Annotated in this window: 22 protein-coding genes and 1 pseudogene; 8 read left to right on the top strand and 15 right to left on the bottom strand. The window is 73.0% G+C overall.

The window, feature by feature from the left end:
* Positions 1–107: 107 nt before the first annotated feature.
* Positions 108–1,061, top strand: a complete 954-nt coding sequence (locus OG490_RS04230) for a LysR family transcriptional regulator (protein ID WP_330294927.1) — start codon at positions 108–110, stop codon at positions 1,059–1,061.
* 8 nt (positions 1,062–1,069) lie between these two features.
* On the opposite strand, the gene OG490_RS04235 is transcribed toward OG490_RS04230, so the two are convergent.
* The 6 genes and pseudogenes from OG490_RS04235 to OG490_RS04260 all read right to left on the bottom strand — a co-directional run.
* Entirely contained in the window at positions 1,070–1,561 is a 492-nt protein-coding gene (locus OG490_RS04235; protein ID WP_330294928.1) for a VOC family protein, read from the bottom strand.
* A gap of 211 nt (positions 1,562–1,772) precedes the next feature.
* Positions 1,773–2,150, bottom strand: a complete 378-nt coding sequence (locus tag OG490_RS04240) for a hypothetical protein (RefSeq protein ID WP_330294929.1) — start codon at positions 2,148–2,150, stop codon at positions 1,773–1,775.
* A 136-nt stretch (positions 2,151–2,286) separates the two neighbouring features.
* Positions 2,287–2,703 (bottom strand): roadblock/LC7 domain-containing protein, encoded by a 417-nt coding sequence (locus OG490_RS04245; RefSeq protein WP_330294930.1) that lies wholly within the window; start codon positions 2,701–2,703, stop codon positions 2,287–2,289.
* Positions 2,704–2,774: 71 nt separating this feature from the next.
* Positions 2,775–3,590: a transcriptional regulator gene (locus OG490_RS04250; RefSeq protein ID WP_330294931.1), complete on the bottom strand. Its 816-nt coding sequence runs from the start codon at positions 3,588–3,590 to the stop codon at positions 2,775–2,777.
* Entirely contained in the window at positions 3,587–3,997 is a 411-nt protein-coding gene (locus tag OG490_RS04255) for a hypothetical protein (RefSeq protein ID WP_330294932.1), read from the bottom strand. The genes OG490_RS04250 and OG490_RS04255 overlap by 4 nt, the downstream gene beginning before the upstream one ends.
* Positions 3,998–4,234: 237 nt before the next feature.
* Positions 4,235–4,477 (bottom strand): annotated as a pseudogene (locus OG490_RS04260) (helix-turn-helix domain-containing protein); the annotation flags it as partial.
* A 103-nt stretch (positions 4,478–4,580) separates the two neighbouring features.
* On the opposite strand from OG490_RS04260, the gene OG490_RS04265 reads away from it, so the two are divergent.
* Together OG490_RS04265 and OG490_RS04270 are read left to right on the top strand one after the other, a co-directional pair.
* Complete coding sequence (locus OG490_RS04265; RefSeq protein ID WP_330294933.1) at positions 4,581–5,477, top strand: LysR family transcriptional regulator; 897 nt, start codon at positions 4,581–4,583, stop codon at positions 5,475–5,477.
* A 94-nt stretch (positions 5,478–5,571) separates the two neighbouring features.
* Positions 5,572–6,876 (top strand): M48 family metallopeptidase, encoded by a 1,305-nt coding sequence (locus OG490_RS04270; RefSeq protein WP_330294934.1) that lies wholly within the window; start codon positions 5,572–5,574, stop codon positions 6,874–6,876.
* An 18-nt stretch (positions 6,877–6,894) separates the two neighbouring features.
* On the opposite strand, the gene OG490_RS04275 is transcribed toward OG490_RS04270, so the two are convergent.
* Entirely contained in the window at positions 6,895–7,323 is a 429-nt protein-coding gene (locus OG490_RS04275; RefSeq protein ID WP_330294935.1) for a hypothetical protein, read from the bottom strand.
* Positions 7,324–7,608: 285 nt separating this feature from the next.
* Positions 7,609–8,172 (bottom strand): TetR/AcrR family transcriptional regulator, encoded by a 564-nt coding sequence (locus OG490_RS04280; RefSeq protein ID WP_330294936.1) that lies wholly within the window; start codon positions 8,170–8,172, stop codon positions 7,609–7,611.
* Positions 8,173–8,333: 161 nt separating this feature from the next.
* Here OG490_RS04280 and OG490_RS04285 point away from each other — a divergent pair, with 161 nt between their 5' ends.
* The gene (locus OG490_RS04285) at positions 8,334–9,680 is read left to right on the top strand and encodes a PucR family transcriptional regulator (protein ID WP_330294937.1); all 1,347 of its coding nucleotides are present in this window, start codon (positions 8,334–8,336) and stop codon (positions 9,678–9,680) included.
* Here OG490_RS04285 and OG490_RS04290 read toward each other — a convergent pair.
* From OG490_RS04290 to OG490_RS04305, 4 genes are all read right to left on the bottom strand, one after another.
* Positions 9,586–11,538, bottom strand: a complete 1,953-nt coding sequence (locus tag OG490_RS04290; protein ID WP_330294938.1) for an APC family permease — start codon at positions 11,536–11,538, stop codon at positions 9,586–9,588. The two genes, OG490_RS04285 and OG490_RS04290, sit on opposite strands and share 95 nt — an antisense overlap.
* A gap of 51 nt (positions 11,539–11,589) precedes the next feature.
* Complete coding sequence (locus OG490_RS04295) at positions 11,590–13,104, bottom strand: helix-turn-helix domain-containing protein (protein ID WP_330294939.1); 1,515 nt, start codon at positions 13,102–13,104, stop codon at positions 11,590–11,592.
* Between the two features lie 200 nt (positions 13,105–13,304).
* Entirely contained in the window at positions 13,305–13,760 is a 456-nt protein-coding gene (locus OG490_RS04300; RefSeq protein WP_330294940.1) for a (2Fe-2S)-binding protein, read from the bottom strand.
* Between the two features lie 15 nt (positions 13,761–13,775).
* On the bottom strand, positions 13,776–16,037 hold the full coding sequence (locus OG490_RS04305; RefSeq protein WP_330294941.1) for a xanthine dehydrogenase family protein molybdopterin-binding subunit: 2,262 nt from the start codon (positions 16,035–16,037) through the stop codon (positions 13,776–13,778).
* Positions 16,038–16,579: 542 nt separating this feature from the next.
* Here OG490_RS04305 and OG490_RS04310 point away from each other — a divergent pair.
* Positions 16,580–18,022, top strand: a complete 1,443-nt coding sequence (locus tag OG490_RS04310; RefSeq protein ID WP_330294942.1) for a PP2C family protein-serine/threonine phosphatase — start codon at positions 16,580–16,582, stop codon at positions 18,020–18,022.
* Between the two features lie 138 nt (positions 18,023–18,160).
* Here the strand turns inward: OG490_RS04310 and OG490_RS04315 are convergent, their stop codons facing one another.
* The gene (locus tag OG490_RS04315) at positions 18,161–19,645 is read right to left on the bottom strand and encodes a DNA-binding protein NsdB (RefSeq protein ID WP_330294943.1); all 1,485 of its coding nucleotides are present in this window, start codon (positions 19,643–19,645) and stop codon (positions 18,161–18,163) included.
* A gap of 230 nt (positions 19,646–19,875) precedes the next feature.
* On the opposite strand from OG490_RS04315, the gene OG490_RS04320 reads away from it, so the two are divergent.
* From OG490_RS04320 to kstD, 3 genes are all read left to right on the top strand, one after another.
* The gene (locus OG490_RS04320) at positions 19,876–21,000 is read left to right on the top strand and encodes an aminoglycoside phosphotransferase family protein (protein WP_330294944.1); all 1,125 of its coding nucleotides are present in this window, start codon (positions 19,876–19,878) and stop codon (positions 20,998–21,000) included.
* 83 nt (positions 21,001–21,083) lie between these two features.
* Entirely contained in the window at positions 21,084–21,278 is a 195-nt protein-coding gene (locus OG490_RS04325; RefSeq protein WP_330294945.1) for a hypothetical protein, read from the top strand.
* Positions 21,279–21,522: 244 nt separating this feature from the next.
* Entirely contained in the window at positions 21,523–23,301 is a 1,779-nt protein-coding gene (gene kstD / locus OG490_RS04330; protein ID WP_330294946.1) for a 3-oxosteroid 1-dehydrogenase, read from the top strand.
* A gap of 10 nt (positions 23,302–23,311) precedes the next feature.
* Here the strand turns inward: kstD and OG490_RS04335 are convergent, their stop codons facing one another.
* Positions 23,312–23,812, bottom strand: a complete 501-nt coding sequence (locus tag OG490_RS04335; protein ID WP_330294947.1) for a hypothetical protein — start codon at positions 23,810–23,812, stop codon at positions 23,312–23,314.
* A 294-nt stretch (positions 23,813–24,106) separates the two neighbouring features.
* The gene (locus OG490_RS04340) at positions 24,107–26,848 is read right to left on the bottom strand and encodes an ATP-binding protein (RefSeq protein ID WP_330294948.1); all 2,742 of its coding nucleotides are present in this window, start codon (positions 26,846–26,848) and stop codon (positions 24,107–24,109) included.
* Positions 26,849–26,874 lie beyond the last annotated feature (26 nt).

Genomic DNA, 26,874 nt, shown 5'->3' on the forward strand with positions numbered 1-26,874 from the left:
ACGAAGAAGTTCGTTCCGTTCCCCCATCCCACCGGTCGGGGCGGTTGCCCGGCCAACCACGGAACTGCCCGGCCGACAACGATCAGTTGTCGGCTATGGTCAGCGGCATGGACCTCGACCTCACCCTGGTCCGTGCGTTCGCCGCGACCGCCGAGACGCTGCACTTCGGGCGCGCCGCCGCACGGCTGGGCACCAGCCAGCAGGCGCTGTCGAAGCGCATAGCCCGCCTCGAGTCGCTGCTCTCCGTCCGGCTGTTCGAGCGCGACGGCGGCACACGGCTGACCGAGGCCGGTGAGCGGTTCGAGTCCGCCGCACGCGAGGCCCTCGCGGCCGGCGAGCGCGCGGTCGCGGCGGCCGTGGGCGTCGGCCAGAGCGTACGGATCGATGTGTGGGGCCACCTCTACGCGCCGATGCGCACCATCGCGCAGGCCGCGGACGCGCTCGGCTCGGTGCCCTGGGAGCCGGGCCCGGCACGCGACTGGGCGTCAGCGGCCGATGCGCTGCTGGCCGGTGACACCGACTTCGGCTTCGGGCGGGTGCACCCGCTGCCCGGTGGACGCGACGCGGGCCTCGCCCAGCAGCTCGTGCGCCTGGAGCCCGTCGACGCGGTGGTCGGCGCGTCCCACGAGCTGGCCGGCGCGGACGAGCTTCGCCCGGCGGACCTGCACGACAGCACTCTGTGGTGTCCGGCCGATCCGACCCGTCTCGATTTCATGCAGTGCTTCGCCAACCGCTTCGGGATCGCACGGCGTCAGGGCGGCCCCAATCTGGGCGTCGACCATCTCGTCCAGCACCTTCGCACCGACGCGGCGTGCTTCACGCTCTTCCCCGCCGACGCGCCGCTGCCCGACGCCGCGGGGCTGCGCTCGATCCCGCTGGTCGCGCCGACCCCCCTGTACGCGTGGTCGCTCGCCTGGCGCACGGCCCACCGCCACCCGATGCTCGACACCCTGCTGCGCGGCTTCACCGAAGCGGGCCGCGCCCGGCGCTGGCTGGACTACGCGCCGGAGCGCGACTGGCTCCCGGATGCGGACCGGGCGAAGCTCGCGGTCGGCACGTAGGAGACGGCTCAGGCGGCGTCCGCCGCCCGCCGCATCTCCGCCACGTCGAGCTTCTTCATCTTCATCATGGCGGCGGTCGCGCGGGCGGCGCGCTGCGGGTCCGGGTCGGAGATCAGGTCGATGGCTCCGTCCGGGACGACCTGCCAGGACAGTCCGAACCTGTCCTTGACCCAGCCGCAGGCGGATTCCTGGCCGCCGTTGCTCGTCAGCTCTTCGTAGTAGTAGTCGGCTTCGGCGTCGTCGGCGCAGTGGATCTGGAAGGAGACGGCCTCGGTGAAGGGGAACTGGGGGCCGCCGTTGAGGCCGACGAACTTCTGGCCGTTGATCTCGAACTCGACGACCATGACCTCGCCCACCGGTCCGGGACCCGCCTCGTTGTAGCGGGCGATGCGGCCCAGCTTGCCGTCCTTGAAGACGGACAGGTAGTAGTCGGCGGCGGCTTCCGCGTTGCCGTCGAACCACAGACACGTGGTGAACCCGTTGCCTGCCGTGTCGGCCATGACTGCCTCCAGAGTGTGCGCGTACGGACGGGACACGATTGCGTCCCGTGGTCCCGTACATACAGACCGGCCCGGGGCCCGAAATTCATCGGCGGGACCGGGACCGCTCCGTGTCCCGTCCGGATTGCACTCCTGTGGGTTACTCCTCGAACACGTAGCCGCCGGGGCGGGCGGTGATGGATTCAGCCGCCCGCCGCCTCGGCGACACCGGTCAGACTTCGAGCTCGGACTCGATCTTCTTCAGCTGGTGGCGCGCCATCGCGAGGTTGGCGCGGTTCTTGTCGAGCGCCAGGTAGAGGAAGAGCCCCGAAGAGCCACGGCCCTTCAGCAGCCGGATCAGGTGGTACTGGCTGCCGAGCGTGATCAGGATGTCCTCGATGGACTCGTCCTTGAGGTTGAGCATCTCCATCGTGCGCAGTTTGGCGCGCACCACGTCGGTGTTGCCCGCGGCCGCGACCGTGAGGTCGAGGTCCTTGCCGCCGCCGACGGTGCCGAGCGCCATGCCGCTGGCGTAGTCGACCAGGGCCGCGCCGAGCACGCCGTCGATGGTGGCGGTGGCTTCCTTGAGTGCGGTTTCGATGTTGGCCATGGATCATTCCTCTTTCTGTTCGGCTGTCCTGGGATTCGGTCGGTACGTGGCTTGTCGGTGCATGGCTGGTCGGTGGGCGGCCGGTCGGTGGGCGGCCGGTCGGTACGCGGCCCCGCGCGGCCGGGGGCTCTCGGGGTCAGGTGGCCTGGCCCAGGCCCCGGCGGCCGAGGCTGTGGTCGATCAGCTCGGCTATGCGCAGGCTGGAGCGCCGGGCCTCCAGGTGGAGGCGCCCTACGTTGACCCGCTGCTCGGCGGTCAGGGTGAGTACCGCCGCGTCGCCCGCGGCGTAGGTGGCGACGTAGCCTTCCTCCCCGCGCACGAGCAGTTCGCGGAAGCCGCCCTGCCCGGTGCAGTCGCTGAGGCGCTGGGCCACTCCGAGCGCGGCCGCGGTCAGGGCGGCCACCGACTCGGCCTCGGCGGCGGCGCCGTCCTGGGCGAGGACGAACCCGTCGGAGCTCGCGGCGAGGGCACCGGTCAGCTGGGGGACCCGGGAGCGCAGCCGCCGGAGCTCGGCGAGTATCTCGGCCTCGGCTTCGGCGGGCACCGTACTCATGTCGGTCCTTCTCCTCTCGGACTGCCTGCGCTCGGAGCGGTCGGCGCGCAGGACCGGTCGCAGCGGGAGCCTCACAGGCTTGCCTCCAGTGCGTCGCGTAACCGGCGCAGGAGCGCCACGTCCGGGGACTGCGACTGCGTCATCCATTCGGGCAGGGAGGGCTCCGGGACGGGTTCCGGACCCGCCGCCGGCGCGTAGGGGGTCTCGACGAGTCCGGCCGCCGCGAGGCGCCGTACGTCGAGCAGGGTGTGGAACGCGGGCCGGCCCAGGACCCACGCGAGGTCGGCGGGGGTGCGTACGCCGTCCGCGCGGGCCAGCAGGATCCGCTGCCGGGCGGTGACGGTCTGGCCCGGGGCCGCAGGGCGCGGCACGACCGGGGAGGTGTCGAGCAGCGGGTAGGGCCAGACCGCGTCGAGGAGCTCCCGGCGCCGCCGGGTCTCCCGTTCCACGGCCTCCGCCGGAACCGACCGGACGGAACCGATCCAGTGGGTGGCCCCGCGGCGGAACCGGGAGGGGCCGCTGCCCGGGGTGAGCGCGAAGAAGGCGGCGTCGAAGATCGCGGCGAGGTGGCAGATCTCCAGCTCGCCGCCCGCCATGCCTCCGCTGTCGACGAGGAAGCGGGCGACCTGGCGGCGGGCGCCGGCCTGGTTCACGGCCTCGGTCCAGCGTTCGGGGGCGAGGCCGCCGCCGGTGGTGAGCAGGACGTCGAGGCCCGGGGTGGCCGGGCTCTCCGCGTGCACGACCCGGCCGTCCTCCAGGAAGAGGGTGCCGCGCTCGCGGAACAGGGCTCCGGTGGCGCGCTCGGCGGCGAGGCGGGTGAGCAGGGGCGAGACGGCGACCGGACCGGCGGCGGGGGACGAGGCCGACGGGGCGGCGGTGGCGTTCACTTGAGCACCAGCCCTTCGGCGAGGGTGCGCAGCCGGTGCCGGGCGAGGGCGAGGTTGCCTTCGGTCCGGTCCAGCCACAGGTGCAGGAAGACGCTGCTGTCGAAGCTGGTTTCGACGAAGCGGAGTACGTGGTAGCCGGTCCGGGTCGTGACGATCAGGTCCTCGACGGGCAGCCCGGCCGCGGCGGCTTCGGCGGAGCCGGCCGGTGGTTCGGGCAGGGCGAAGGACTCGTACTCGGCGGCGGCCCTCGCCAACTCGGCGGTCTCGGCGGCGGTGGTCTCGTGGTCCCCGACCGGTGAGTCCCCTGCGGTGCCGAGGGCGAGTCCGCTGCTCCAGTCGACCAGCGCGGCCCCCCTCGCACCAGGCAGGGCCATGGCTTCGAGCAGGCATTCGTCGATCCCGGGCACGCGGGCTCCCCTCCCGGCCGGACCGTGCGTGGTGCACGGTCGTACGGCGCGACAGAAGGGAACTTACTCAACTTCCACAGTGCGAAAGGGCGTTCTGGCATTTTCCGCTGGAACATGCGCGGTCGCATGTGACAGCTTGGCCGGAACACATCGGAATTTGATCATTGGTTTCGATCAAGCGGATCCGGGCGCCTGCCACCGGGATCACGAGGCGAGCGGCAGCGGCAGATCGTCCGCGAGCCGGAAGGCCCCGCCCTCGCGCTGTACGTAGCCCTCGTGGGTGAGGGTCCGCAGCAGGTGGTAGACGGTGGGCAGCGGGATTCCGGTCAGCCGCGCGAGCCGTTTGGCGGTCGCCCCGCCCTCCGCGTACATCGCTTCCACTAGACGCAACGCCCGTTGAACGGAACCGATGAGGGTGGGTGCGGCAGTGGTGCCGCTACCGCTGTCCGCGCTGTCCTTCTGACTGTGGTCGGTGCCCATGAGTGGTCCCCCTGCTCCGGTACGAGGCCTGGCAAACCCATCAAAGTCGCTCACCGGCCGCAAAACCAGCGGACTCGCGTAAACCTGAGCATAAGATCAACTAATGCTCGACCCCCGGAAACTGAAGCTGCTCGTCGACCTCGCGCGTACGGGCACCATCGCGGGTGCCGCGCTGCGCGCCGACATCACGGCTTCCGCCGCTTCCCAGCAGCTGTCCGCACTGGAACGCCAGACGGGCTGCCCGCTGCTGGAGCGCTCGGGTCGGAGCGTACGCCTGACCGCGGCAGGGCACACCCTGGTCACGCACGCCACCCGCGTGCTCACCGAGATCGAGGCCGCCGAGGAGGCACTGCGCGACATCGCGGGGCTGCGCGACGGCCAGTTGCGCATCGCCACCTTCGCCTCCGCCGCCGAGCCCTTCACCGTGCCGGCCCTGGCCGCGTTCCGCCGGACCCATCCCGGGCTCGACGTCAGCCTGACCGCGCTGGAACCGGAACTGGCCCTGCCGTCGCTGGCGGCCGGCAGCCTGGACCTGGCGGTCACCCACCAGTACCCGCACCTCCCGGAACCGGACCTGCGCGGGCTGCGGCAGGTGCTGCTGCGCCGGGAGAAACTGCTGCTCGCCGTGGGCCCGCACGCCAGGCCGCCGCTCGACGGGCCGGTCCGGCTCGGCGACTTCGCCCGTACCGCCTGGGCCTCGACCACGCCCAGCACCGGGTTCCAGGCGGTCACCGAGGGGATCTGCCGGGCCGCCGGCTTCGAACCGGACATCGCCTTCCGCGCCGACAGCTACCCGATGCTGCTCTCCCTGGTGGCCGCGGACTTCGCGGTCGCCCTGGTGCCGCAGAGCGCGGCGGACCGGCGCTCCGCGATCTCCTTCCACGACATCGCCGAACCGGCCCACCTCGTACGGGACATCCACGCCACCGTCCGCGCCGGCGACCGGAACCCGGCGACCGACTCGATGGTCCGCCACCTCTCACGCCAGCTCGGCGGCTGACCACGCCCCGCCTCCGCGGGGCCGTACGGGGCCCCTCTATCCTGCGCGGACCACGGATCGCACCAGGTCCGGGGCGGGGAGGGGACCGGAGAACATGGAAACGAGCAGCGTCACGAGATCGGCGGAGCTGCGCCGGTGCCCGGAGTGCGGGGCCACCGCCACCGTGGACGAGCGGTACGTCGACTGGTGCGAGGAATGCGACTGGAACGTGGATCCGGGCGCTCCGGACCCCGACCGGGGGCGCGTGGCGGCCGTACGGCGGCGCCTTGCCCGGCAGTACGGGGAACAGCTGGCGGCCGAGATCGCGGGGAGCGGGGGCGAGGCCGGGCCCGGACGGCTGGACGCGTCCGCCGTGTTGGCCATCGGGATCTCGCTGCTGGTGCACGCGGTGACCGTGGGGCTGGTGGTGTTTGCGGGGGTGCTGATCATCGGGGGCTGGTACACCGTGGTCCAGCCCCTGCTCGGTGCGCTCCTGCTGGGGATCGTGGCGGTGCTGTGGCCGAAGCCCCAGCGGCTGCCGAAGCACGCGCCGGTGCTGTACCGGGCGGACGCCCCGCGGCTGTTCGAGCTGGTCGACGAGGTCGCGGCGGCCGTCGGGACCTCGGGCGTACACGTCGTGGTGGTGGACCCGGTGGCCAACGCGGCGGTCACCGGCTACGGGATCCGGCAGCGGCGCGTACTGCGCCTGGGGCTCGGACTCTGGGAGATCCTCTCGCCGCAGGAGCGGGTGGCCCTGCTCGGGCACGAGCTCGGGCACTTCGCGAACGGCGACGTCCGCTCCCTGTTCGTGACGCACGGGGCGATGCGCGCCCTGACCCAATGGCACTACTTCCTGCTCCCGGCACCCGCCGGGAGCCCGCTCGACTGGTTCCTGAACCTCGTGCTGTTCCTGCCGCGTTCGACGGTGTACGGGCTGATCCACGTGCTCGACGCCCTGACGATGCGGGCTTCGCAGCGGGCGGAGTACCTGGCCGACACCGGAGCGGCCCGCGCCGGGTCCACGGAGGCTGCCGTCCTGCTGATGGACCGGTCGCTGATCGGCGGCGCGGTCCATGGCGAGCTGCGGCGCGATTCGGTGGCGGCCCGGGTCCGCGGTGGATCCGCAGGCCGCGAGGCGCGCGAGGCCGCCGAGCGGGGACTCTGGGAGCGGCTCGCCGCACGGATGGGCTCCGTGCCCGAGAGCGAGTACGAGCGGCTGCGCCGGGTTTCCGCCCGGCGCGGCCACTCCGTCGACGACACCCACCCGCCGACCCACCTGCGGCGCCGCTGTCTGCTGTCGAGCACCCCGCACCAGGCCGAGGTGGTCTTCGACTCCTCCCGCATCGCGGCTGTCGCGGCCGAACTCGCTCCGCTTCGCGAGGAGCTAGCCCGCCGGGTGATACGCGACTACGCGGGCTGAGCCGCGGACGCCCCGCCCCTAATGCGTGCAGGTCACGAAGGCCGGGAGTGCGGCCTCTTCCACCAGGCGGCGCGGCAGGGACAGGGCGAAGCGGTGTTCCAGTACGGAGAGGGTGAGGCGGTCGCGGTCCGCGCAGGGTTCGTCCTCGGGGCGGGCACAGCTGCCGTCCGGGGCGAGGATCTTGGCCTCGACCAGCTCCGGGAGGAGGAAGTCGGGCCGGTGGCCGCCGCGCCAGCACTCCTCGCCGAGCGCGAAGCAGCAGACCAGCTCGGGCGATTCGCTGGTCTGCTGATCGGAATTTCGGCCGTGTCCTGGCGACTCAGGGTGTCGTTGTACGGGGCACAGAACGGCCTGCCGCTTGGAGGTGGGCCCACGAGGATCCGCCCCGTGCCCAGGAAGCGACGCGGGGTCCCCGCCCCGCCCGGGTCCGCACCGGGCGGAAAGCATCCGGCGGGGCGGCTGCTGTAGCCACCGAATCGCCGCACCCAGCGGCGGCACAGGCGGCAGGCACCGCACACGATGAGCACCCGTACCGCATCCAGCGGCACAGGCACGCGGCACACCGCAGGCGTCCACACCCTGCCCGCACCACAGCCGCCTTCCGCGCAGACCTGAAACAGAGGTCCGCCCAGGAAGCCCTAAGTTCATTTGAGACGCTGACGTACCAGGCGTTCCAGTCCGTCAGCCACTGAATGCCGCTGTCCCCACCGGATAGCCCCACGGACACGACAGTCAGTCCGCGGGGCGCTCCGGGAGGAGGCGCTCGACCATCGCTTCGATGAGCCCCTCCACCGGGTAGGGGTCGAGCAGTCCGGGCGCGGTCAGGTCGTCCACGATCAGCCCCAGCATGGCCAGGTACAGCAGCACCACGCCCTGCCGGTCCCCCGGCAGCCCCGCCGCCATGTGCCGGTCGATGTCGGCCTCCAGTTCGGCGCCCTGGAACCCGGCCAGCGCCTCCTGGAGCTCGGGCCGCCGGGTGGCCTCCAGGCGCAGCTCCAGCATCGCCGTGTGGACGCTGCGTTCGCGGCGCATGCGCTCCAGGAGGCGGCCGGGCAGCGCCTTGGTGTCGTGGGGGCCGGCCAGTTCCGCCGGGTCGGGGGTCAGCCGCTCACGGGTGCGGTGCAGGATCTGGACGAGGAGCTGGGCGCGGTTGGCGAAGTAGTTGGAGGAGGTACCGGTCGGCACGGCCGCCTCCGCGTCCACCGCGCGCAGGGTCAGTCCCCGCGAGCCCTCGCGGGCGAGCACTTCGATGGCGGCGTCGAGCAGCGCGGCGCGGCGCTCCGGATTCTGGCGCATGGGGGGATCCCTGACGGTGTGGGCACGGGGTGAGCGGTGCGACGGGGGTGTCGTTATGACCGCCGCATATGCACTGCACATGGAGTGCTTCGGACACGCTAGCGGACACGGCACCGTCGCGGCCCTCCCCAGCACCCCCTCCGCCGTGCCACCCTCCGGTCATGGAGCGGATCATCGAGGAGATACGCGAGGACCTGAACCGCCGGATACCGGTGGCGGCGGAGCGGCTCGCCGACCGCACGTCGGCCGAGGACCCGGCCTACGCCGCCTACGCCGCCCTGCTCGGCCGAGCCGCCCTGCGCGACCGGATCCAGCACGTCCTGCGCCAGGCCGTCGAGGACCTGGTCCGTGCCTCCCGCGGCCTGCCGCCCGACCTCTCCGACGCCCGCGCCCAGGGCGCGCTCCGCGCCGGGCAGGGGCTGCCGCTCGACTCCCTGCTGCGGATGTACCGGCTCTGCGGCCGGCTGCTGTGGCAGACCCTGACCGAGGCCGTCGCCGCACACGACCGGGCCGCGCTGCCCCGTCTGCTGCCCGGGGCGCCCGCGCTGTGGGACGTCATCGACCGGATGGCGGACGCTGCGGCCGAGTCGTACCGCCGGGCCGAGGCGGTCCCCGGCGAGCGCGAACGCGAGCTCCGGGCGGCCCTGCTCGACACCCTGCTCGACGGAACCGGATCCGCCGCGGAGGCCGCCCGCGCGGCGGAGCGGCTCGGCCTGCCGGAGCGCGGCCGGTTCGCGGTGGCGGTCCTCGGAGCCGGGCCCGACTCCGGCGCCGGCTCGGGCTCCGACTCCCGCTCCGGCGCACCCGCCGGACCCCCAACCGCCGGACCCCCGCCCACCGGAGCCCCGCGCGTGCTGTGGCGGATCCGCGGCGACGGGGAGACCGGGCTCGTGGAGCTGGGCCACCATCCGCTGGAATCCGTACGGGAGCTGCTCGCACCGCTCGGCGCGAGCGCCGGGGTCAGCCCGGTGGTGACGGCGCCCGCCGAGCTGGCGCGGGCCCGCCTGCTGGCCGTCCTCGCGCTGCGCACGGCATCCGCCGAGAAGGGCCCGCGGACCGTGCTGCTCGACGAACAGCTGCCCGCGGCGCTGGTCGCGGCGGAGCCCGAACTCGCCGACCGGCTGCGCCGGGTGGTGCTGGGTCCGGTGCTGGCGCTGGCGCCGGAGGACCGCCGGGTGCTGCTGACCACCCTGGGCACCTGGCTGACCTGCCAGGGCTCGACCACGTACGCCGCGCAGAGGCTGTACTGCCACCGCAACACCGTCTCCAACCGGCTGCGCCGCCTGGAGCAGCTCACCGGCCGCACCCTCTCGGATCCCGCGCACGTGGTGGAGCTGGCGCTGGCGCACACGGCGGTCACCCAGCACCGGAAGGCGGAACGGGCCCCCGCCACCGCGCCCGCCACCGCCCCCGCTACTTCGCCCGGTCCTGTGCCCCCTCCGTCGACTTCGCGCCCTTCGCGGACTCCAGCAGGTACGGCACGTCGATTACCGCCACCCCCGGCGTGAACAGCAGCCGCGCCTTGAGCCGCAGCGCGTTCTGGTTGTGCAGGGGCTGCTCCCACCAGTGCCCGACCACGTACTCCGGGATCACCACCGACAGCATGTCCGTGCCCTCGGCGGCCGCCTGCTCCTGCACGTAGGACAGGACCGGCCCGACCACCTCCCGGTACGGGGAGTGCAGCACCTTGAGGGGGATGCCGGGGTCGTGCTCCGCCCAGTCCGCGCGCAGCCGGTTGGCGTCCTCCTCGTCGGCGGCCACGGAGAGGGCCGTCAGGGTGTCGGGCCGCAGCCCCATGGCGAAGCCGAGGGCCTTGAGGGTGGGCGCGTGCACGGAGGCGACGAGGACGACGACATGGTGGCGGGCGGGCTTGCGCGGTTTGACCCCGGGGGCGACGGCGACTTCCCGGGCGACGGTGTCGTAGTGGCGGCGGACGCCCTTCATCCCGATGAAGAGCAGCGGCATGGCGATGACGACGAGCCAGGCGCCGTGGGTGAACTTGGTGATCAGGACGATGACCAGGACCACGGAGGTCATGGCCGCGCCGACGGCGTTGATGGCGAGCCGTCGGTGGATGTGGATCCGCTCCTCCTTGCGGGTCTCGGGGGAGGCGAGCTCCTGCTTCCAGTGCCGGACCATGCCCGCCTGGGAGAGGGTGAAGGAGACGAAGACGCCGATGATGTAGAGCTGGATGAGCCGGGTCAGTTCGGCGTCGAAGGCGATGATGAGGGCGATGGCGGCCAGGGCCAGCAGGACGACGCCGTTGGAGTAGACGAGCCGGTCGCCGCGGTTGAAGAGCTGGCGCGGTACGTACCGGTCCTTGGCCAGGATCGAGGCGAGCATCGGGAAGCCGTTGAAGGCGGTGTTCGCGGCGAGGATCAGCACGCCGGCCGTGACGGCCTGGAGCAGGTAGAAGAGGAAGTCCCAGCTGCCGAAGGTGGCCCGGCCGATCTGGGCCAGCGCGGTGGACATCGGGGTTCCGGGGGCCAGGCCCAGCTCGGTCGGGTCGGCCGCCACGTGCACCTTGTAGTTCATTGCGAGGACGGTGATCCCGGCGAACATGGTCACGGCGAGGACGCCCATCGCGGCGAGGGTGGTCGCCGCGTTCTTGCTCTTCGGCTTCTGGAAGGCGGGGACCCCGTTGCTGATGGCCTCGACTCCGGTCAGCGCGGTACAGCCGGAGGCGAAGGCCCGCAGGGCGAGCAGGACCACGGCGAGCCCGGCGTACGTGCCCTCGGCCGTGATCGGCAGTTCGGCGGATTCGGCGCGGATGACGTCACCGGTCGCCAGCCGGTAGGCGGCCACCGCGAACATGAGGTAGATGACGAGGACGAAGCCGTAGGTGGGGACGGCGAAGACCCGGCCCGACTCCCTTACGCCGCGCAGGTTCATCAGGGTCAGGAGCACCACGAAACCCACAGACAGGGGGACTTCGTGGGTGGAGAGGGAGGGGACGGCGGAGGTGATGGCGGAGACGCCGGACACCACGGAGACGGCGACCGTCATGACGTAGTCGACGAGGAGGGCGCTCGCCGCGGTGAGGGCGGCGGTGGGGCCGAGGTTCTTGGAGCTGACGATGTAGGCGCCGCCGCCGCCCGGGTAGGCGTAGCAGGTCTGCCGGTAGGAGGCGACGACGACCACGAGGAGGAAGACGATGGCTGCGGCCGCGTACCAGGCGAGGTGGAGCAGTGTGACCCCGCCGAGCGCGAGGATCAGCAGGATCTCCTCGGTGGCGTAGGCCACGGAGGAGAGCGGGTCGCTGCAGAAGATCGGGAGCGCGAGCCGTTTGGGCAGCAGGGTCTCACCCAGACGCGCGGTGTCGAGCGGTTCGCCGACCAGCACACGTTTCGCATTGATACGCCTCATTCAGGCATGATCGGTCAAAACTGCTGCAATTCACCTGCTATCGGACATGTGTCACGGGGTGGAACCCGCCAGTTCCTCGGCCCGCTGGGCCAGCCACAGGTCGTAGCGGGCACTCGGCGACTGGAGCAGCGAGCGCTCCAGCAGCACCTCGATGCGGCCGACGCGCTTGCGGGTGGCGGCCACCGAGATGCCGAGCGCCCCGGCCGTCGGGACCAGCCGGGCATCGTGCCGCAGCCAGACCCGCACCGTCTCGCGCGCTCCGGCCGGGGCGTCCGGCCCGGCCAGCGGCGCCAGATGGGCCCGGGCCCACTCCCTGGTCGCCGGATCGCGCAGTACGTCGTCCAGTGCGCCCGCGGCCGGCAGGGCTCCCCCGCCCGCCCGGTCGGCGCCGCGGCCGCCCGCGGTCAGCCGGAGCGCCAGCGACAGCGCCGCCTGGTCTTTGATGCCGCCGAGGTCCAGGCCGAGCACCGCTTCGATCAGCCGGAGCCGCCCGGCGAGGGTGTTGCGGTGGACCTTGAGCAGGCGGGTCGCGTGCGAGGTGAAGTTCAGCCACGCGTGGGCGGTGGCCCTCAGCTCCTGCGCGCCGGGGTCCTGGGGACGCCGGGGCTCGTACGCGTGCAGCGGCGCGAGCAGCGCGGCGGCCCATCCGGCCCCGGCCCCGTGCGCGGCGAGCGCCAGCTCCGGGCCGGGCCCGAACCGGGCGTGGCGTTCGCCCAGGCCGCGCGCGACGGCCAGCGCGTGGAAGGCCTGCGCGTACGCGGCGGGGGCCTCGCGGAGGGGGGACCGGCCGCTGACGCCGACCGTGCAGTGGCGGGCGGCCGCCGTCAGGGCCCCGGCCAGCGGGTCGTCGTCCGCCGAGGTCGCCGCCAGGTCGGTGGGCACGAGCACGATGAGGTGGTGCACGTACACCGGGCAGCGCACGATCCAGGCCCGACCGCCCGTCAGTTCCATGAACAGCCGGGCCACCGCCGTGCGCTCCCCGGTCCCGCACTCGACGACGTACATCCGCAGCGGATCGGGCAGCGAGGGCCCGAGCGTCTCTGCGATCTGACGGGCGGTGGAGAGCACGCCGTTCATCAGCAGGTGCAGGACGGACTCGCGGACCATCGCCTCGGCGGCGGCCGCCCGTTCCTCGCGCCGCTCCGCCTCCTCGGCGCGCAGCACCAGGGCCAGCGGCACGGTGGCGTCCGCGAGCAGCGCGGGCGCTCCCGGGTGGTGCGGCGACTCCAGTACGGCGGCCAGGGCGCGCCGTTCGTCCAGTGCGAACAGCAGCGCCGTGGAGCCGTCGTGCCGCAGGACGGCGGAGCCGGCCCCGCGTGCGGCCAGCTCGGCCGCGCCCAGTACGGCGGCCTCGGGCCCGTGCGGCTGCTCGGTGTCCATCAGCCCGATCCAGCCGCCCAGCCGGGTGGTGAGCCACTCCAGCACCGCGGCGGAGCCGCCCGTGTGCGCCAGGCGGTGCAGCTTGAGGACGTCGTCGGAGCGGGACCGGTCGGCGGGCTGCGAGGGTGCGGGGCGGGACTGAATGGGAGGTTCCTTCAGGGGGTTCGGCGGCGGCGCCGCATTCAACCATCCCCGGCACACTGTGCGCTGTGACACCCGTCTCGCGGGCTCACTGGGCAGAACGGACCCTGCGGGCGCGGTGGCCGCCGCCTAGGCTCGACATGAGCGGTCGGGCCCCGGTTGTCGGCGGAACGCAACGGGGGAAGCCGGGGCCCGTCCTTTGCTCATGTCCCGGCCACCGGCGCCCACGCCCCGGCCGCTTCTGCTCACATCTTGGCCGCCGCGCTGCGGATGGCCTCCCGGATGCGGAAGTAGGTGCCGCAGCGGCAGATGTTGGCGATCGCGTCGATGTCCTCCTCGGTCGGCGCGCTGGTGCGCTTCAGCAGGGCGACGGCCGCCATGATCTGGCCGGGCTGGCAGAACCCGCACTGGGCGACGTCCTGTTCGAGCCAGGCCTCCTGCACCGGGTGCAGCACGTCGCCGTCGGCCAGCCCCTCGATGGTGGTCACCGACTTGCCCGCGCACGCGGAGACCGGCACCACGCACGGGCGGACGTCCACCCCGTCGAGGTGGCTGGTGCAGGCCTTGCAGACGTCCACCCCACAGCCGTACTTGGGACCGCGGACGCCCAGCATGTCGCGGAGCACCCACAGCAGGGGCAGATCGTCGGGCGCGTCCACGGTGACGCTCTGCCCGTTGACGGTGAAGGTGTGCGAGGGCACGGATGAGCTCCTGGACTAGCGGGGGTAGGGGGTGAAGTCGACGTCGAAGTCGAGGGGGAAGCTACGGGGCTTCGTGCCGGTGGCGCGGCCGTAGGCGTTGGCGATCGCGCCCACCGCGGCCGGCAGGCCGAGCTCGCCGGCTCCGCCCGGCTCGGTTCCGGTCGCCGGGAGCACGAAGACCCGTACGTCCCTCGGGGTGTCGCGCTGCTTGGCCCAGTGGAACTGGCTGTAACTGCCCTCCAGCGGGAGGCCCTTGTCCAGGTGCAGGCCGGCCTTGAGCGTGGTGGAGATGGCGTCGGTCAGGCCGCCGATCATCTGGGCCTCCAGTCCGCGCGGGTTGACGGGCAGGCCCACGTCCACCGCGATGACGGCCTTGGTGACGCGGACGTGCTCCGGGTCCCGGGTGTCTATCTCGACCAGGCAGGCGGTCCGGGACTTGTACTCCTCGTGGAAGGCGATGCCCTGGGCGCATCCGGCGGGCATCGCCCGGCCCCAGCCGCCCTCCGTGGCCACCTTGTCGAGCACGGCCCGCTGCGCCGCCGTCTTCAGGAACGTCCGGCGGAACTGGTACGGGTCCCGTCCGGTGGCGGCGGCCAGCTCGTCGACGACGATCTCCTCGGCGCCGCGGGTGTTCGCCGAGTACACCGAGCGCCAGGAGCCGGTGGGCACCCCGGTCGGGACCTCGGTGAGCACCTGGGTGGTGAGCCCGAAGTGGTACGGGGACTTGATGGTGGTCAGGAACAGGGTCTGGGCGAGGGTGGCGTTGGCGATGCCGAGCGGCAGGCTCGCGGCGGTGGCGGTGATGATCTCGCCGAGGCCGTGCCGGAAGTCGGTCTCGGCGGCGGCGACCCGGTGTTCGAAGCTGAGCACCTCGCCGAGGGCGTGGGTGGCGCGGATCTTGTGATGGGTGGCGGGGCGCATCCGGCCGTGCCGGGTGTCGTCGACGCGGGTCCACATCAGGCGGACGGGGCGGCGGCAGGCCTTGGAGACCCGGGCCGCCTCCAGGGCCGCGTCGAAGAAGAGCCGCCGGCCGAAGGAGCCGCCGGCCTGGACCACGTGGACGGTGACCTTGTCGAGCGGCAGCCCGAGATCGGCGGCGATGGTCTCGCGGGCCACGATCGGGGACTTGAGCCCGGACCAGATCTCGGCGCTGCCCTCGCGGACGTCGGCGACGGCGGAGTTGGTCTCCATGGGGGCGTGGCTGACGAAGGCGAAGTCGAACTCGGCGTCCACGTAGGCGGTGAGCAGCGGTGGCACCAGCAGCGGGGCGGTGGCGGCGCGCAGCTTCGTACGGACCTGCGCGTCCGAGAGCTGGTCCGCGGGGCCGGGGCCCCAGGTGACCTGGAGGGCGGCCTTGGCGTCGAGGGCCTGGCCGAAGGTCTCGGCCACGACGGCGACCCCGGTGGCGATGGTGACCACGTGCAGGACCCCGGGCATGGCCTGGACGGCGGCGAGGTTGGCCACCGAGCGGACGCTGCCGCCGAGGGTGGGCGGCCGGCGGACCACGCAGGGTTTGGCCCCGGGCACGTCGAGGTCGAGGGTGTAGCGCTGGGCGCCGGTGACCATGGCGCGGGCGTCGATCCGGGTGGTGGGCTTCCCGACGAGGGTGTGCTTCGCGGCCTGTTTGGGGGTGGCGCCCAGGACGATCAGGGCGGGGTCGGCGGCCGCGGCGGCGAGGGAGCCGTATCCGGCGGTGCGGCCGTCAGGGGCGCGGACGGCGCCGTTCGCGGTGGTGAGGGAGGAGGCCGCCAGGCTCCAGCGCACGGCTGCGGCCGCCACGAGGCGGGCGCGGGCGGTGGCGGCGCACTGGCGGACCGGGCCGTAGAGGGAGCGGATGGAGTTGGAGGAGCCGGTCAGCTGGTTGAAGAGCAGCTCGGGGCGGGCGTCGTCCAGCTCGATCCGTACGCCGGCCAGCGGCGCGTCGAGTTCCTCGGCGACGAGCATCGCCACGGCGGTGGTGAGCCCCTGGCCGACTTCTTCGCGGGGCAGCCGGAAGCGGATGGTGCCGTCGGCCTCGACGACGAGCGCGAGCAGGGCTGAGGTGGGGGCGCCGGCCAGGATGAACAGGTCGCCGAGGTCCACGAGGTCGGCGGGGGCCGGCAAGGTCGGGATCACGGCGTGCGCGGGCTGCGGGGCGAGGACGTCGGCGCCGGCGCGGGTGACGAGGGCCAGGGTCGGCGCCGCGACGAGGTAGGTGAGGAAGGAGCGGCGGCTCCGGCCTCCGGTGGAGCGACTCCCGCTGTGTTCCTCGGTCGGCGCATGGCTCTGCCCGGTCATGTCGTTGTGTCCCCACCCTGCGCGCAGCCCGCCGAAGCGAGCCTCCCCGGCTCATTACCGACACGTAGGGTAGCGATCACCGGATGCGGTGGGAAGTCGGGAGCGGCCGCCCGCCCGCGGAGCACGGCGTCCTCCGTTCGGGGGGGTGCGCGCACGGTGGTGTTGATCCGGGTTCCGGGCGGACCTGCGCGAGTTCGATGCAGGGTGCTCCTCGCACACCTCGGCCGTACGATCGACCGCCCTCGTCCGGAAGGCCGGTTTCCGGCCGCGGGCGCAGGACGGGAAACGGGGGTGGCCGGGGGGCGGAGCGGGCGCCCTTCGAGTGCGCCCGCTCCGCCCCCGTCGGCAGGGCTGACCGGATTCGTTCGTACACCCGCAAGGGGCCGGGAGGCCGCAGGCATATGCCTTAAGCAAGACCGCCGCAGATGTTGCCAAACGCCTTACAGGCCGTCGCTGGCTGTGCCACAGTCGTTACCGGCCCTTCCTTCAGAACCGGTCCTACCTTTCAGATTTGGCCGTGCCGCGCCTGTATCGGAGTTCTCATGCCGTCCCACCTGTACGCGGACCGTCCCGCGCAGCCTCCGGAGCCCGGGTCGGTGGACGCGCTGATCTCCCAGACCCGACGGTTGCGGGGAGAAGTCGACGCCGTCCGCCGCGACACCGTGGTCGACGACGACGATGCCCAGGGCCGGTGGCAGCGCGCGCTCTGCGATCTCGCCGTGCACCACCTCGACGACCTCCGCGAGCACCTCGGCCAGCTCAAGGAAGGGCTGCCGCCCACCGTTCCCGAAGCCGTCGAGCTGCCGCTGGCGCCCCCGGCCCCGGAGATCGGGCCCGCCGGGGTGGAGGCGCAGCAGACCCGGGTCGGCAGCGCCGAGTGGAACCTGCTGACCGACGAGGTCAGTTGGTCCGACGAGCTGTTCCAGATCTTCGGCCGCTCCCCCGAGAGCGGCGCGCTGCCCCTCGATGAACTGGGCTCCACCCTGTTCTCCGAGGACCAGCCGGTGCTGACCGCGATGGTCACGGCCTGCTTGGTGGACGGCAAGCCGATAGACGGCGAGTTCCGCATCGTCCGGGCCGACGGCCGCGTCCGGACGCTGCACATGAGGGGCGAGCCGGTACTCGACTCCGACGGCTGCACGGCCTCCATGTGGGCCGTGCTGCGGGACGTGAGTGAACTGCGCCGGAGCCAGCGGGCGGTGCGCGAGTCCCGTGACTCGCTGCAGCGCCGGCGGGAGATCGCGCAGACCGAGCGCCGGCTGGCGGTCGAGCTGCAGGAAGCCGTGCTCCCCCCGTGGCGCGGCTCCCTGCGGTTCCCGCACGACAGCACCGGGGCCCTGGACGTGGCCGCGCACTACCTGCCCTCCGCGACCAGCGCCCTGATCGGCGGCGACTGGTACGACGCCCTCGAACTGCCGCACGGACAATCGATGCTGACGGTCGGTGACCTGACGGGCCACGGTGTGACCGCCACCTCCGGCATGGCGATGATGCTCGGAGCCCTGCGCGGCATGGCCATGGCCGGCATCGAGCCGGGCCCCCTGATGGGCTGGCTGAACCAGCTCCTGGAAACCTCCGTGCAGCCCGCTCTCGGTTCCGCGGTGTGCTGTCGCTACGATCCCGCGCGCCGGGTGCTGTCCTGGGCGCAGGCCGGCCACCCCGCCCCGCTTCTCTTCCGCCGCGGCCAGGGCCGCGCCCTGCTGCCGCCGGAGGGCGTGCTGCTGGGAGCCACCTCCGGTGCCTCGTACGGTCAGGCGGAGGAGCGGCTGGAGGTGGGCGACGTACTGGTCCTGCACACCGACGGACTGACCCCGCGCAGCATCGAGTTCAGCAGGGCCGACGGGACCGAGCGACTGCTGGCGCTGGCGCCGCAGTTCTCGGCCGCCAGGTCGGCGCAGGACTGCGTACGGCTGGTGATCGGGGAGTTCGGCGAGGGCGAGCGCGAGGACGACGCCTGCGTGCTGGTGGCCCGGATCAACGTGTAGCCGCGCGCAGCCGCCGTCCGCACCCGCACCGCGTACCGGTCCACGCACCGATCCACATGCTGATCCCGAGGCCGCGCCGGAAGGCGCGGCCTTGCTCGTCCCGTCGGTCCCCCCGGCGGGCCCCCGCCCGTACGCGCATCACACCGTGCGCGTGGTCACCGGGCTGTTGGGGAGCGCCAGTTTGATCTCCTCGCGGAGGTCCTCGATGCCGGCGAAGCCGGAGTAGTGGCCGGTCAGCCGGTACATCTCGCGCAGCCGGTCCCATGTGCGGTGCGAGGAGGTCTCGTTCATCGAGACGAGCGCGAGACGGGCGTAGCGGTCGGCCTGTTCGGGGTCGTTGGCGATGAAGCAGGCCGAGGCCATCGAGATGTAGTCGAAGATCTTCGACCGCTGGTGGCCGTCCGCGCGCAGCCGCAGGGCCTCCTTGGCGTGCCGCTGGGCGATCGGCGCCGCCGAGGGATCGTGGTCGGCGAGGGTACGGAAGGCCAGCGCCTGCATGCCGTGCAGGTCGGCCTCGTCGAAGTGCTGCATCCACGAGGGCGGCGGCACGTCTCCCGAGGTGGAGACGAAGAGGTCCTCGGCCTCGCCGAGGGTGCGGCGCATCGCCTGGCCCTTGCCGAGCGCGGCCTGGGCCCAGGCCTCGATGGTGTGCAGCATGGCGCGGGTGCGGGGCAGGGTCTGCTCTCCGGAGCCCGACTGGGCCAGCTTCATCAGGTCGAGGGCCTCGTTCGGCTTGCCCAGGTGGACCATCTGGCGGGCCGCGCGGGACAGCGCCTCTCCCGCGCGCGGCCGGTCGCCGCCCTCGCGGGCCGCGTGCGCGGCGATGACGAAGTACTTCTGGGCGGTCGGCTCCAGGCCCACGTCGTGGGACATCCAGCCCGCCAGCACCGCCAGGTTGGCCGCCACCCCCCACAGGCGCCGCTGGAGGTGGTCGGGGTGGTGGTACGCGAGCATGCCGCCGACCTCGTTGAGCTGGCCGACCACGGCCTTGCGCTGGAGGCCGCCGCCTCTGGAGGCGTCCCAGGCGCGGAAGACCTCCACGGAGTGCTCCAGCGCCTCCATCTCCTGGGAGCCGATCGGCGCGGCCTCGTAGCGGTCGGAACCTACTCCTTCGGCCTGGAAGTACTCGTCGTGGCGCTGCGCGCCCTTGGCGCGGGCCGGGTCGGTGTGGAGCCAGTCGTACATGGCGTTGCTGAGGGCTGAGCCGGCGGTGAGCGCGGCACCCGCGCCCATCAGACCGCGACGGTTGAGCATGAGGTCCATTCCCGTGAATTCGGTGAGGACCGCGGCTGTGCGTTCGGGCGCCCAGGGCATTCCGTCGGGGTTCTCCTTCTCCCCGTCCGGCTGCCGTTTGGCGGAGCGCCGTTGTCGTACGAACCCGAGGTCCTCGATGGTCACGACACGACCGAGCCGCTCGGTGAACAGTGCTGCCAGTACCGTGGGCACCGGTTCGCGCGGGGTTTCCCCCATGTCGATCCAGCGCCGCACCCGCGAGGTGTCCGTGGCCAGCTGGTGGTGGCCCATGGAGGCCGCCTGCCGGTTGACCATCCTCGCCAGTTCGCCCTTCGACCAGCCGGCCAGGCCGAACAGGTCGTTCAGACGGGTGTTTGGTCCTTTGCTCACGTCAAGCCCCCAGGTTCTCGGCTGAGTTGACAGTAGCCCCCCGTCAGATGCCGAGCGACTATTCGCCAGGGTTCGCCAGGGCACGCAATGTGGTCCGCCACCCACGGCCGGGTGTCAGGTAGGAATGCGCCTCCCCGACCCGGTCACCGGCGGAACTCCCCAGGGTGATGCACGGGATCCGGCGGGGCGGCGTACGCAACTCGTCGGCGCACGAAGGGATCCGTAACGCCATGTACGCAGCAACGACCTCCGTGTCCGCCCCGGTCCGGCCGCACCGCACTTTCCCCGCGGGCGGCGGCCCCTACCTCGAACCCGGCCGCCCCGCGGCAGCGGCGCCGGGCGCCGTACGGGCGCGGCGACTGCCGGGGACCGGATCACAGCCTCTCAGCGGACGGATCGACCTCTCGGGGCCGCAGGGTGCGCAGTTGCGCACGGCGCTCGCCTCGGTGCAGCGCATCTGTCCGGAGTTCGCACCGGTCCAGGTACTGCGGCGCAGCGGACGTTCGGTCCTGCTGGTGGGAACCACCGGACGGATGACGGCCGTCGCGAAGGTTTTACTGGATCACTCGTCCGAGTGGTGCGAGCGGTACCGGCACGAAATAGCGGCGTACCGGACGTTCGTCCGGCACCGCCCGCCGGTCCGGGTGCCTCGGCTGATCGCCGCCGACCCCGAGAACTGCACGCTGGTGGTCGAGCGGATGGCGGGCCGGGTGGCGGCGCTCCAGCGGCATCCGGTGGAAGCCCCGCCGCGCCCCGATCTGCGGGCGGCGCTGGGCGCGGTGCGCCAGGTGAACGGCTGGCAGCCGGCCGAGGAGCTGTTCACGAGGCCCCTGGACTACGACCGGCGGATCGCCCGGGACTACCAGCAGGGCCTGCTGACCGACCGTGACTTCGGCGACCTGCAGAAGCTGCTGCACGGGGTGAAGCTCTCAGGCAACCCCTGGCAGTTCAACCACGGCGACGCACTGCTGTCGAACCTGCTGCTGTCCCCCGCGGGTCCGGTGCTCCTCGACTGGGAGCACGCGGGCTGGTACCGCCCCGGCTACGACCTGGCCACGCTCTGGACGGTACTGGGCGACGCCCCGGCCGCCCGGTCCCAGATCAGCCGCATGGCACAGGCGGCCGGTCCGGCCGCGCGGGACGCCTTCCTGGTCAACCTGATGCTGGTGCTGACCCGGGAGATCCGGATGGCCGAGACGGCGGTGCAGCGCTCGATGCTGGCGACCGGCCCGGCCCAGCCCGTAGCGGCGGGCGCCCTGTCCTCGGGCGAGGAGCAGCGGCTGCTGCTGCGTCGCCTGCACGACGACGCGGGCATGGCCCGCAGAGCGGTCCGTGCGGCGGTCGGCACGCGCTGAGGAACCGGCGGATGCGCGGGGGGCGGGCACACTGGTGTCCGCCCCCCGCGCGTGCGGGGCGGCACAGGGGAGGAAACATGTGCATGCGCAATGTTGTGGCGGCCGTCGTGCTGGCGGCGGGGCTCGCGGCAGCGGCGGTGACGGCGGTCGCGGGGGCCGCCCCTGCGACGGGCGGGAGCGGACTGGTGCTCAGCGGGGTCACTCCGTACGCCAACTACGCACCGTCGGCCGACCGGCCCGGACTCGTGCTCAGCGGAGTCACCCCGTACGACAACTAGGCCGTCCCTTCCGGATCCTGCCGGGCAGAGCGGCGTAACGGCCCGGTCCGGCCGGCCCCGAAATCCCGTGGTGCGCACATCCGGTGTGCGGGCCACGGGATTTTGCATGTCCGGGGGCCGATTCCCGACCGGCCCGAACTGGCGCGTATGCCTTGACTTCACATGATCCCCCGAACACCTTTTCTGACTCAGCATCAGAATGCTGGATCCACTCCCTCCCGCCCCACGCCACTGGAGCCTGCCCATGACCGAACCGAGTCCCGCCCTCCCCTCCCGCCGGACGGTCCTCGCCGGGACCGGCGCCGGGGTGCTGGCCGCCACCGTGCTGCCGGCCGCGGCGGCGCGTGCCGACAGTGCCCAAGACGGGCCCCCGCTCGGCGAGTACGACGTCGTCGTGGTCGGATCCGGGGCATCCGGGATGACCGCCGCGCTCACCGCCGCCAAGCGGGGCCTGAGCGTGCTCGTGGTCGAGAAGGCCCCGACCTTCGGCGGATCCGCCGCCCGTTCGGGCGCCGGCATCTGGCTGCCGAACAACTCCGTGATCCTGGGTGCCGGGGTTCCCGACACCCCGGCGAAGGCCGCGACGTACCTGTCCGCGGTGGTCGGCAACGGCTCCTCGCCGGACCGGCAGGCGGCCTTCCTCGCCAACGGGCCCCGGATGCTGGACTTCGTGATGGCCAACAGCCCGCTGCGCTTCCGCTTCATGGACGGCTACAGCGACTACTACCCCAACCTCCCCGGCGGGCTCCCGAACGGCCGCTCCATCGAGCCGGACCAGATCGACGGCAACATCCTCGGCGCCGAACTGGCGCACCTGAACCCGGCGTACATGCCGGTGCCGGCCGGAATGGTGGTCTTCAGCCAGGACTACAAGTGGCTCAACCTGGCGGCCGTCAGCGCCAAGGGCCTCGCGGTGTCCACCGAATGCCTGGCGCGCGGCACGGCAGCCGCGCTGTGCGGGCAGAAGCCGCTGACCATGGGCCAGGCCCTGGCGACCGGTCTGCGGGCCGGACTGATGCAGGCCGGGGTTCCGGTGTGGCTGAACAGCCCCCTCGTCGACCTGGTCCAGGAGGGCGGCGCGGTCACCGGCGTGGTGGTGGAGAAGGAGGGCGTACGGGGCGTCGTGCGGGCCCGCAAGGGCGTGGTCATCGGCTCGGGCGGCTTCGAGCACAACGCGCAGATGCGGGCCCAGTACCAGCAGCAGCCGATCGGCACCCAGTGGTCGGTCGGCGCGAAGGAGAACACCGGCGACGGCATCCGCGCGGGCCAACGGGCGGGCGCGGCACTGGCCTTGATGGAGGACGCCTGGTGGGGCCCTTCGATCCCGCTGCCGAACGAGCCGTACTTCTGCCTGGCCGAACGGACCCTGCCGGGCGGCCTGATGGTCAACGGGAACGGTGCCCGCTTCGTCAACGAGGCCGCTCCGTACAGCGATGTGGTGCACGTGATGTACGAGAAGGACCGCGCGGCGACCGGATCGCACATCCCCGCGTGGCTGATCGTGGATCAGAACTACCGCAACAAGTACCTGTTCAAGGACATCCTGCCGACCATCGTCTTCCCCGACTCCTGGTACGAGGTGGGCGCGGCCAAGAAGGCGTGGACCTGGGACGCGCTGGCCAACCAGATCGGTGTGCCGTCGGGCGCCCTGCGCTCCACCCTCAACCGGTTCAACGCACAGGCCTGGAACGGCGCCGACCCCGACTTCCACCGGGGCGACACGGCCTACGACCACTACTACACGGACCCGGGTGTCACGCCGAACTCGTGCCTGGCCCCCATCTGGGCGCCGCCGTTCTACGCCTTCAAGATCGTGCCGGGTGACCTGGGCACGAAGGGCGGCATCGTCACGGACGCGCGGGCCCGCGCGCTGCGGGCCGACGGATCGGTGATCCAGGGCCTGTGGGCGGCGGGCAACGCGAGTGCGGCAGTGATGGGACACAGCTACGCGGGGGCCGGATCGACCATCGGTCCCGCGATGACCTTCGGCTACGTCGCGGCGAACGACATAGCCAACGGGTGACGGCCGTGGACTAGCCCTGCTGGAAGAGCTCCGCCGGGAGCGGCTTCAGGAGCGCGTAGAGGTCGTCGGTGATGGGCCGGTCCCAGCTCGCGATGGTGACCAGCACGTTGTCGCTGCGGTCGAACTGCACGCAGCTGATCCGCGTCTCGGAGAGCTTGATCTTCCGGACGATGAGGAGGTTGTCGCCCTGCATGACGGGGCAGTCCTCGGCTCCGGTGACCTCGACGTCCTCGTCGTTCTCGAGGGCGTCGAGGAGCTGGGCCACCTCGAAGGGGACCTGCCCCTCGGAGAGGTCACGGGCGGGGGATCCCTCGGGGAGGTTCCCGATGATCATCGCGGGGCCGCGTCCGCCGAACAGGTCGTAGCGGAGGAAGACACCCTGGCAGCTGCCGTCGGGCGCGGGCAGCAGCCCGGCCCCGAGATTGCCCGGCCAGTCCCCCGGGTCCATGGCCAGGACGTCGAAGTCCGGGCCGGCGGGTGTGGCGGCGCGGTGGCGGCGGAGGAAGGACATGCCGCCAATGGTACGTGCCCGCCCGCGTTTCCCGGCCCTCCCCTCCCCTTCGACCCGGGGCACCCTGGGCCGCTCCCCTGACCCACGGGCCCCGGCCCCGGCCGCGGGTGCGCCGCTGCGCGGGGCGAAGGTCCCCTCCCCGCCCTTCCACCGTTCCCCGGGGCTCCGCCCCGGACCCCGCGCCTCAAACGCCGGCGAGGCTGGATGTATCCAGCCCGTCCGGCGTTTGAGGACCGGGTCCGGGCAGAGCCCGGGGAACGGTGGAAGGGCGGGTAGGGGACCAGCCCCGCAGGGTCAGAGCGCGGGGAGCGGGCCCGCGTCGGCTGCGGAGCCGCACGGCAGGGCACCGCCGAGGGCGAGCAGCGCGGCCGTGGCCGTGCCCGCCAGCCCGTCCGCCCCGCACTCCCGGGCCGCGACCGCCGCCCGCCGCAGCAGCTCGGCGTCCCCCCGCTCCGCCCCCAGCACGGCCAACGCAAGCGCCAGCTCGTACCCGGCGGGGGAAGCCGACAGGACTTCCACGGCCTCCTCCAGGAGCGCCGGCCGGTCCTGCGGCGAAGCCACCTCCGCAGCCACCCGCAGGGCCTGGCCGATGCCGGACGCAGCCCCGAAGGCACGGGCCCGCCGCACCGCGTCCGCGGCCAGCTCCCGGGCCCGCGCCGGGTCCTCCGCGGAAACCGCGCGTGCCAGCAGGAGCCGCCACGGGCACCAGGACGGGTTCTGGATCCCGCGCGGGGTGAGCCTGCGGCCCACCGCCTCCAGCTCGGCGGCCGCCGCCTTCGCCTGGCCGCGGGCGAGCAGGAGTTCCGCGTAGACCGTCTGGGAGTCCGGGAAGACCACCGCCGACGGGAAGGGCTCCCCGTACTCGTGTTCCCGTGCCAGCTCCCAGGCCTCGTCCACCCGGCCCCGCGCCAGCAGGGTGGTGACGAGGATCGCGATGGCGTACCAGTGCACGGGCGTACGGCGTCCCACGCGCTCGGCGAGCCTCAGCCCGGCCCGGGCCAGCTCCTCCGCCTCGACGAGCCGTCCGCGCCGGTAGCGGATGTACGCGCGCAGGCTGTACGCGAAGGACAGGTGCGCCCCGCGCCAGCCCTGCCGCTCGAACTCGGCGGTGCCGGCCTCGAACAGTTCCTCCGCGCGGTCCGGCCGGTCGGCGTACATGTGCACCATGGCCACCAGGACCGGGACCTCGAAGCCGCGGTCCGCGTACGCCCAGCTGAACCCGGTCTCGAGCACCCGCCCCGCGTGGTGAAGGACCACGTCCACCGGCTCTCCGCGCAGGCAGGCGTCCCACGCGCGCAGCCCGATGACGTACCGCTCTGTGAGATCGCGGCCGGTGAGCCGGTCGGCGAGCTTCGTGAGGCGCCGCGAGCGGGCCGGGGAGTCGGTCTCGGCGGCGTTGAAGGCGTCCCACATGAACTGCTCGGACTGCAGGCGCAGCCGGGCCCGTACGTCCTGGGCATGGGGGATCTCCCGCGCGAGGGACTCGGAGGCCTCGGCGAGGCGGTCGCTGTGCGAGAGCACCTGGGCGAGCCGGATCACGATGTCCTGGCGCAGCGTCTGGTCCTCGAAGGGCTCCGCGAGGGCGGCGCGCAGGTGGTTGACGGTGTTGGCGGGCTCGGTGAGCAGGGAGGCGCAGCCGAGCTCGTAGAGGACGGCTGCGCGTTCGTCGAAGTCCGGGGGTTCGCGCAGGGCCCGTGCGAGCTGGCGGCGGGCGGCTTCGGGGGCACCGGCCCGGAGGTTCTCGCCGGCGGCCTCGCGCAGGGTGCGCACCACCCACGGGTCGTTCTCGGGGTGGGTCTCCAGCAGGTGGCGGGCGGCCGCGGAGGGCCCGAGCCCGGCGTCGAGTACGGCCGCGGCGGCCTTTCCGTGCAGGGCGACCCGCAGGGCGTCGGGGATGGCCCGGTATATGGCGGTGGCGATGAGCGGGTGGACGAACTCCAGCCCGGCCTCGTCGCGGCCGCCGGGTCCGGCGGCTGCGGCGGCTGCGGCTTCGGCGGCGGCTTCCACTGCGGCCGACAGGATGCGGGCGTCGCGCAGCCGTCCGGTGGCGTCGACGGCCTCCTCGGTGCCGAGTCCGGCGACCCGGGCGGCGAGTTCCCGGGGAATGTCGGTGCCGAGGACGGCGCAGGCCCAGGCGAAGCGGACGGTGGAGGGGCCGAGGCTGTGCAGGCGGGCGACGAGCCCGCTGCCGCGCTGGGCGGCCGCGAGGTCGCGCAGCAGCGGGGCGCTGGCTTCGACGGGGGCGAGGCCCTTGTCCCGTACCTTCACGGCGAGTTCGACGGCTTCGAAGGGGTTGCCGGTGGTGACGGCCCAGGCTTCGCGGCAGAAGGCATCGTCGGCGTGGTCCCCGACGGACTCGCGGACCAGGGTGGAGACGGCCTCGGCGGTGAGCGGCGCGAGGGCCAGCGGGCGGTGTCCCGCGCGACCGGGCAGCGTACGGAACGCTTCGGCGTGCGCGGGCAGTTCGTCGGGCCGGTAGGCGACGACGAGGAGCAGCGGGAGGTGTTCGGCGCGCGGGGCGAAGGCGGCGAGCCAGGAGAGGGACTCGGGGTCGGCCCAGTGGGCGTCGTCGAGGACGAGGGTGACGGGGGCGCGCTGGACGATGAGGTGGGTGAGGACCCAGTCGAGTCCGTCGCGCAGGCCCTGGGGGTCGGGCGGGGCTCCCTGTTCGGCGGCGCAGAGGCCGAGGGCGGGGCCGACGATGGAGTACCAGCTGCCGAGCGCGGCGCGCAGTTCCTCGTCGGTGGTTCCGGCCAGCTGGGGCTGGATGAGCTGGCGGGCGACGTGGAACGGCTGGCTCTGTTCCTGTTCGCCGCCGCGGGCGGCGAGGACGGTGCAGGCTCTGGCGTGGGCGCGGCGGCGGACTTCAGCGAGGAGCGTGGTCTTGCCGAGGCCGGCGGGTCCGGAGAAGGCCAGCAGGGCTCCGTCGGCGTCGGGCCCGGGACCCGTGAGCTGGTCCAGGGCCTCGTCCACGGTGGTGAGCTCCGCCTCGCGTTCGAACATCGTGCGCCGTTTGCGGGTCCGGCGGTCCGTCATGGCTGGTACCCCCCAGGCCTGTTCGG

It is taken from the genome of Streptomyces sp. NBC_00503 (assembly GCF_036346895.1).
Classification (GTDB): domain Bacteria; phylum Actinomycetota; class Actinomycetes; order Streptomycetales; family Streptomycetaceae; genus Streptomyces.

Excerpts from the sequence above, each read along its gene's own strand:
- OG490_RS04230 (WP_330294927.1), top strand. The coding sequence starts at position 108 with ATGGACCTCGACCTCACCCTGGTCCGTGCGTTCGCCGCGACCGCCGAG.
- OG490_RS04235 (WP_330294928.1), bottom strand. The coding sequence starts at position 1,561 with ATGGCCGACACGGCAGGCAACGGGTTCACCACGTGTCTGTGGTTCGAC.
- OG490_RS04240 (WP_330294929.1), bottom strand. The coding sequence starts at position 2,150 with ATGGCCAACATCGAAACCGCACTCAAGGAAGCCACCGCCACCATCGAC.
- OG490_RS04245 (WP_330294930.1), bottom strand. The coding sequence starts at position 2,703 with ATGAGTACGGTGCCCGCCGAAGCCGAGGCCGAGATACTCGCCGAGCTC.
- OG490_RS04265 (WP_330294933.1), top strand. The coding sequence starts at position 4,581 with ATGCTCGACCCCCGGAAACTGAAGCTGCTCGTCGACCTCGCGCGTACG.
- OG490_RS04270 (WP_330294934.1), top strand. The coding sequence starts at position 5,572 with ATGGAAACGAGCAGCGTCACGAGATCGGCGGAGCTGCGCCGGTGCCCG.
- OG490_RS04275 (WP_330294935.1), bottom strand. The coding sequence starts at position 7,323 with ATGCTTTCCGCCCGGTGCGGACCCGGGCGGGGCGGGGACCCCGCGTCG.
- OG490_RS04280 (WP_330294936.1), bottom strand. The coding sequence starts at position 8,172 with ATGCGCCAGAATCCGGAGCGCCGCGCCGCGCTGCTCGACGCCGCCATC.
- OG490_RS04285 (WP_330294937.1), top strand. The coding sequence starts at position 8,334 with ATGGAGCGGATCATCGAGGAGATACGCGAGGACCTGAACCGCCGGATA.
- OG490_RS04290 (WP_330294938.1), bottom strand. The coding sequence starts at position 11,538 with ATGAGGCGTATCAATGCGAAACGTGTGCTGGTCGGCGAACCGCTCGAC.
- OG490_RS04305 (WP_330294941.1), bottom strand. The coding sequence starts at position 16,037 with ATGACCGGGCAGAGCCATGCGCCGACCGAGGAACACAGCGGGAGTCGC.
- OG490_RS04310 (WP_330294942.1), top strand. The coding sequence starts at position 16,580 with ATGCCGTCCCACCTGTACGCGGACCGTCCCGCGCAGCCTCCGGAGCCC.
- OG490_RS04320 (WP_330294944.1), top strand. The coding sequence starts at position 19,876 with ATGTACGCAGCAACGACCTCCGTGTCCGCCCCGGTCCGGCCGCACCGC.
- OG490_RS04325 (WP_330294945.1), top strand. The coding sequence starts at position 21,084 with ATGCGCAATGTTGTGGCGGCCGTCGTGCTGGCGGCGGGGCTCGCGGCA.
- kstD (WP_330294946.1), top strand. The coding sequence starts at position 21,523 with ATGACCGAACCGAGTCCCGCCCTCCCCTCCCGCCGGACGGTCCTCGCC.
- OG490_RS04335 (WP_330294947.1), bottom strand. The coding sequence starts at position 23,812 with ATGTCCTTCCTCCGCCGCCACCGCGCCGCCACACCCGCCGGCCCGGAC.
- OG490_RS04340 (WP_330294948.1), bottom strand. The coding sequence starts at position 26,848 with ATGACGGACCGCCGGACCCGCAAACGGCGCACGATGTTCGAACGCGAG.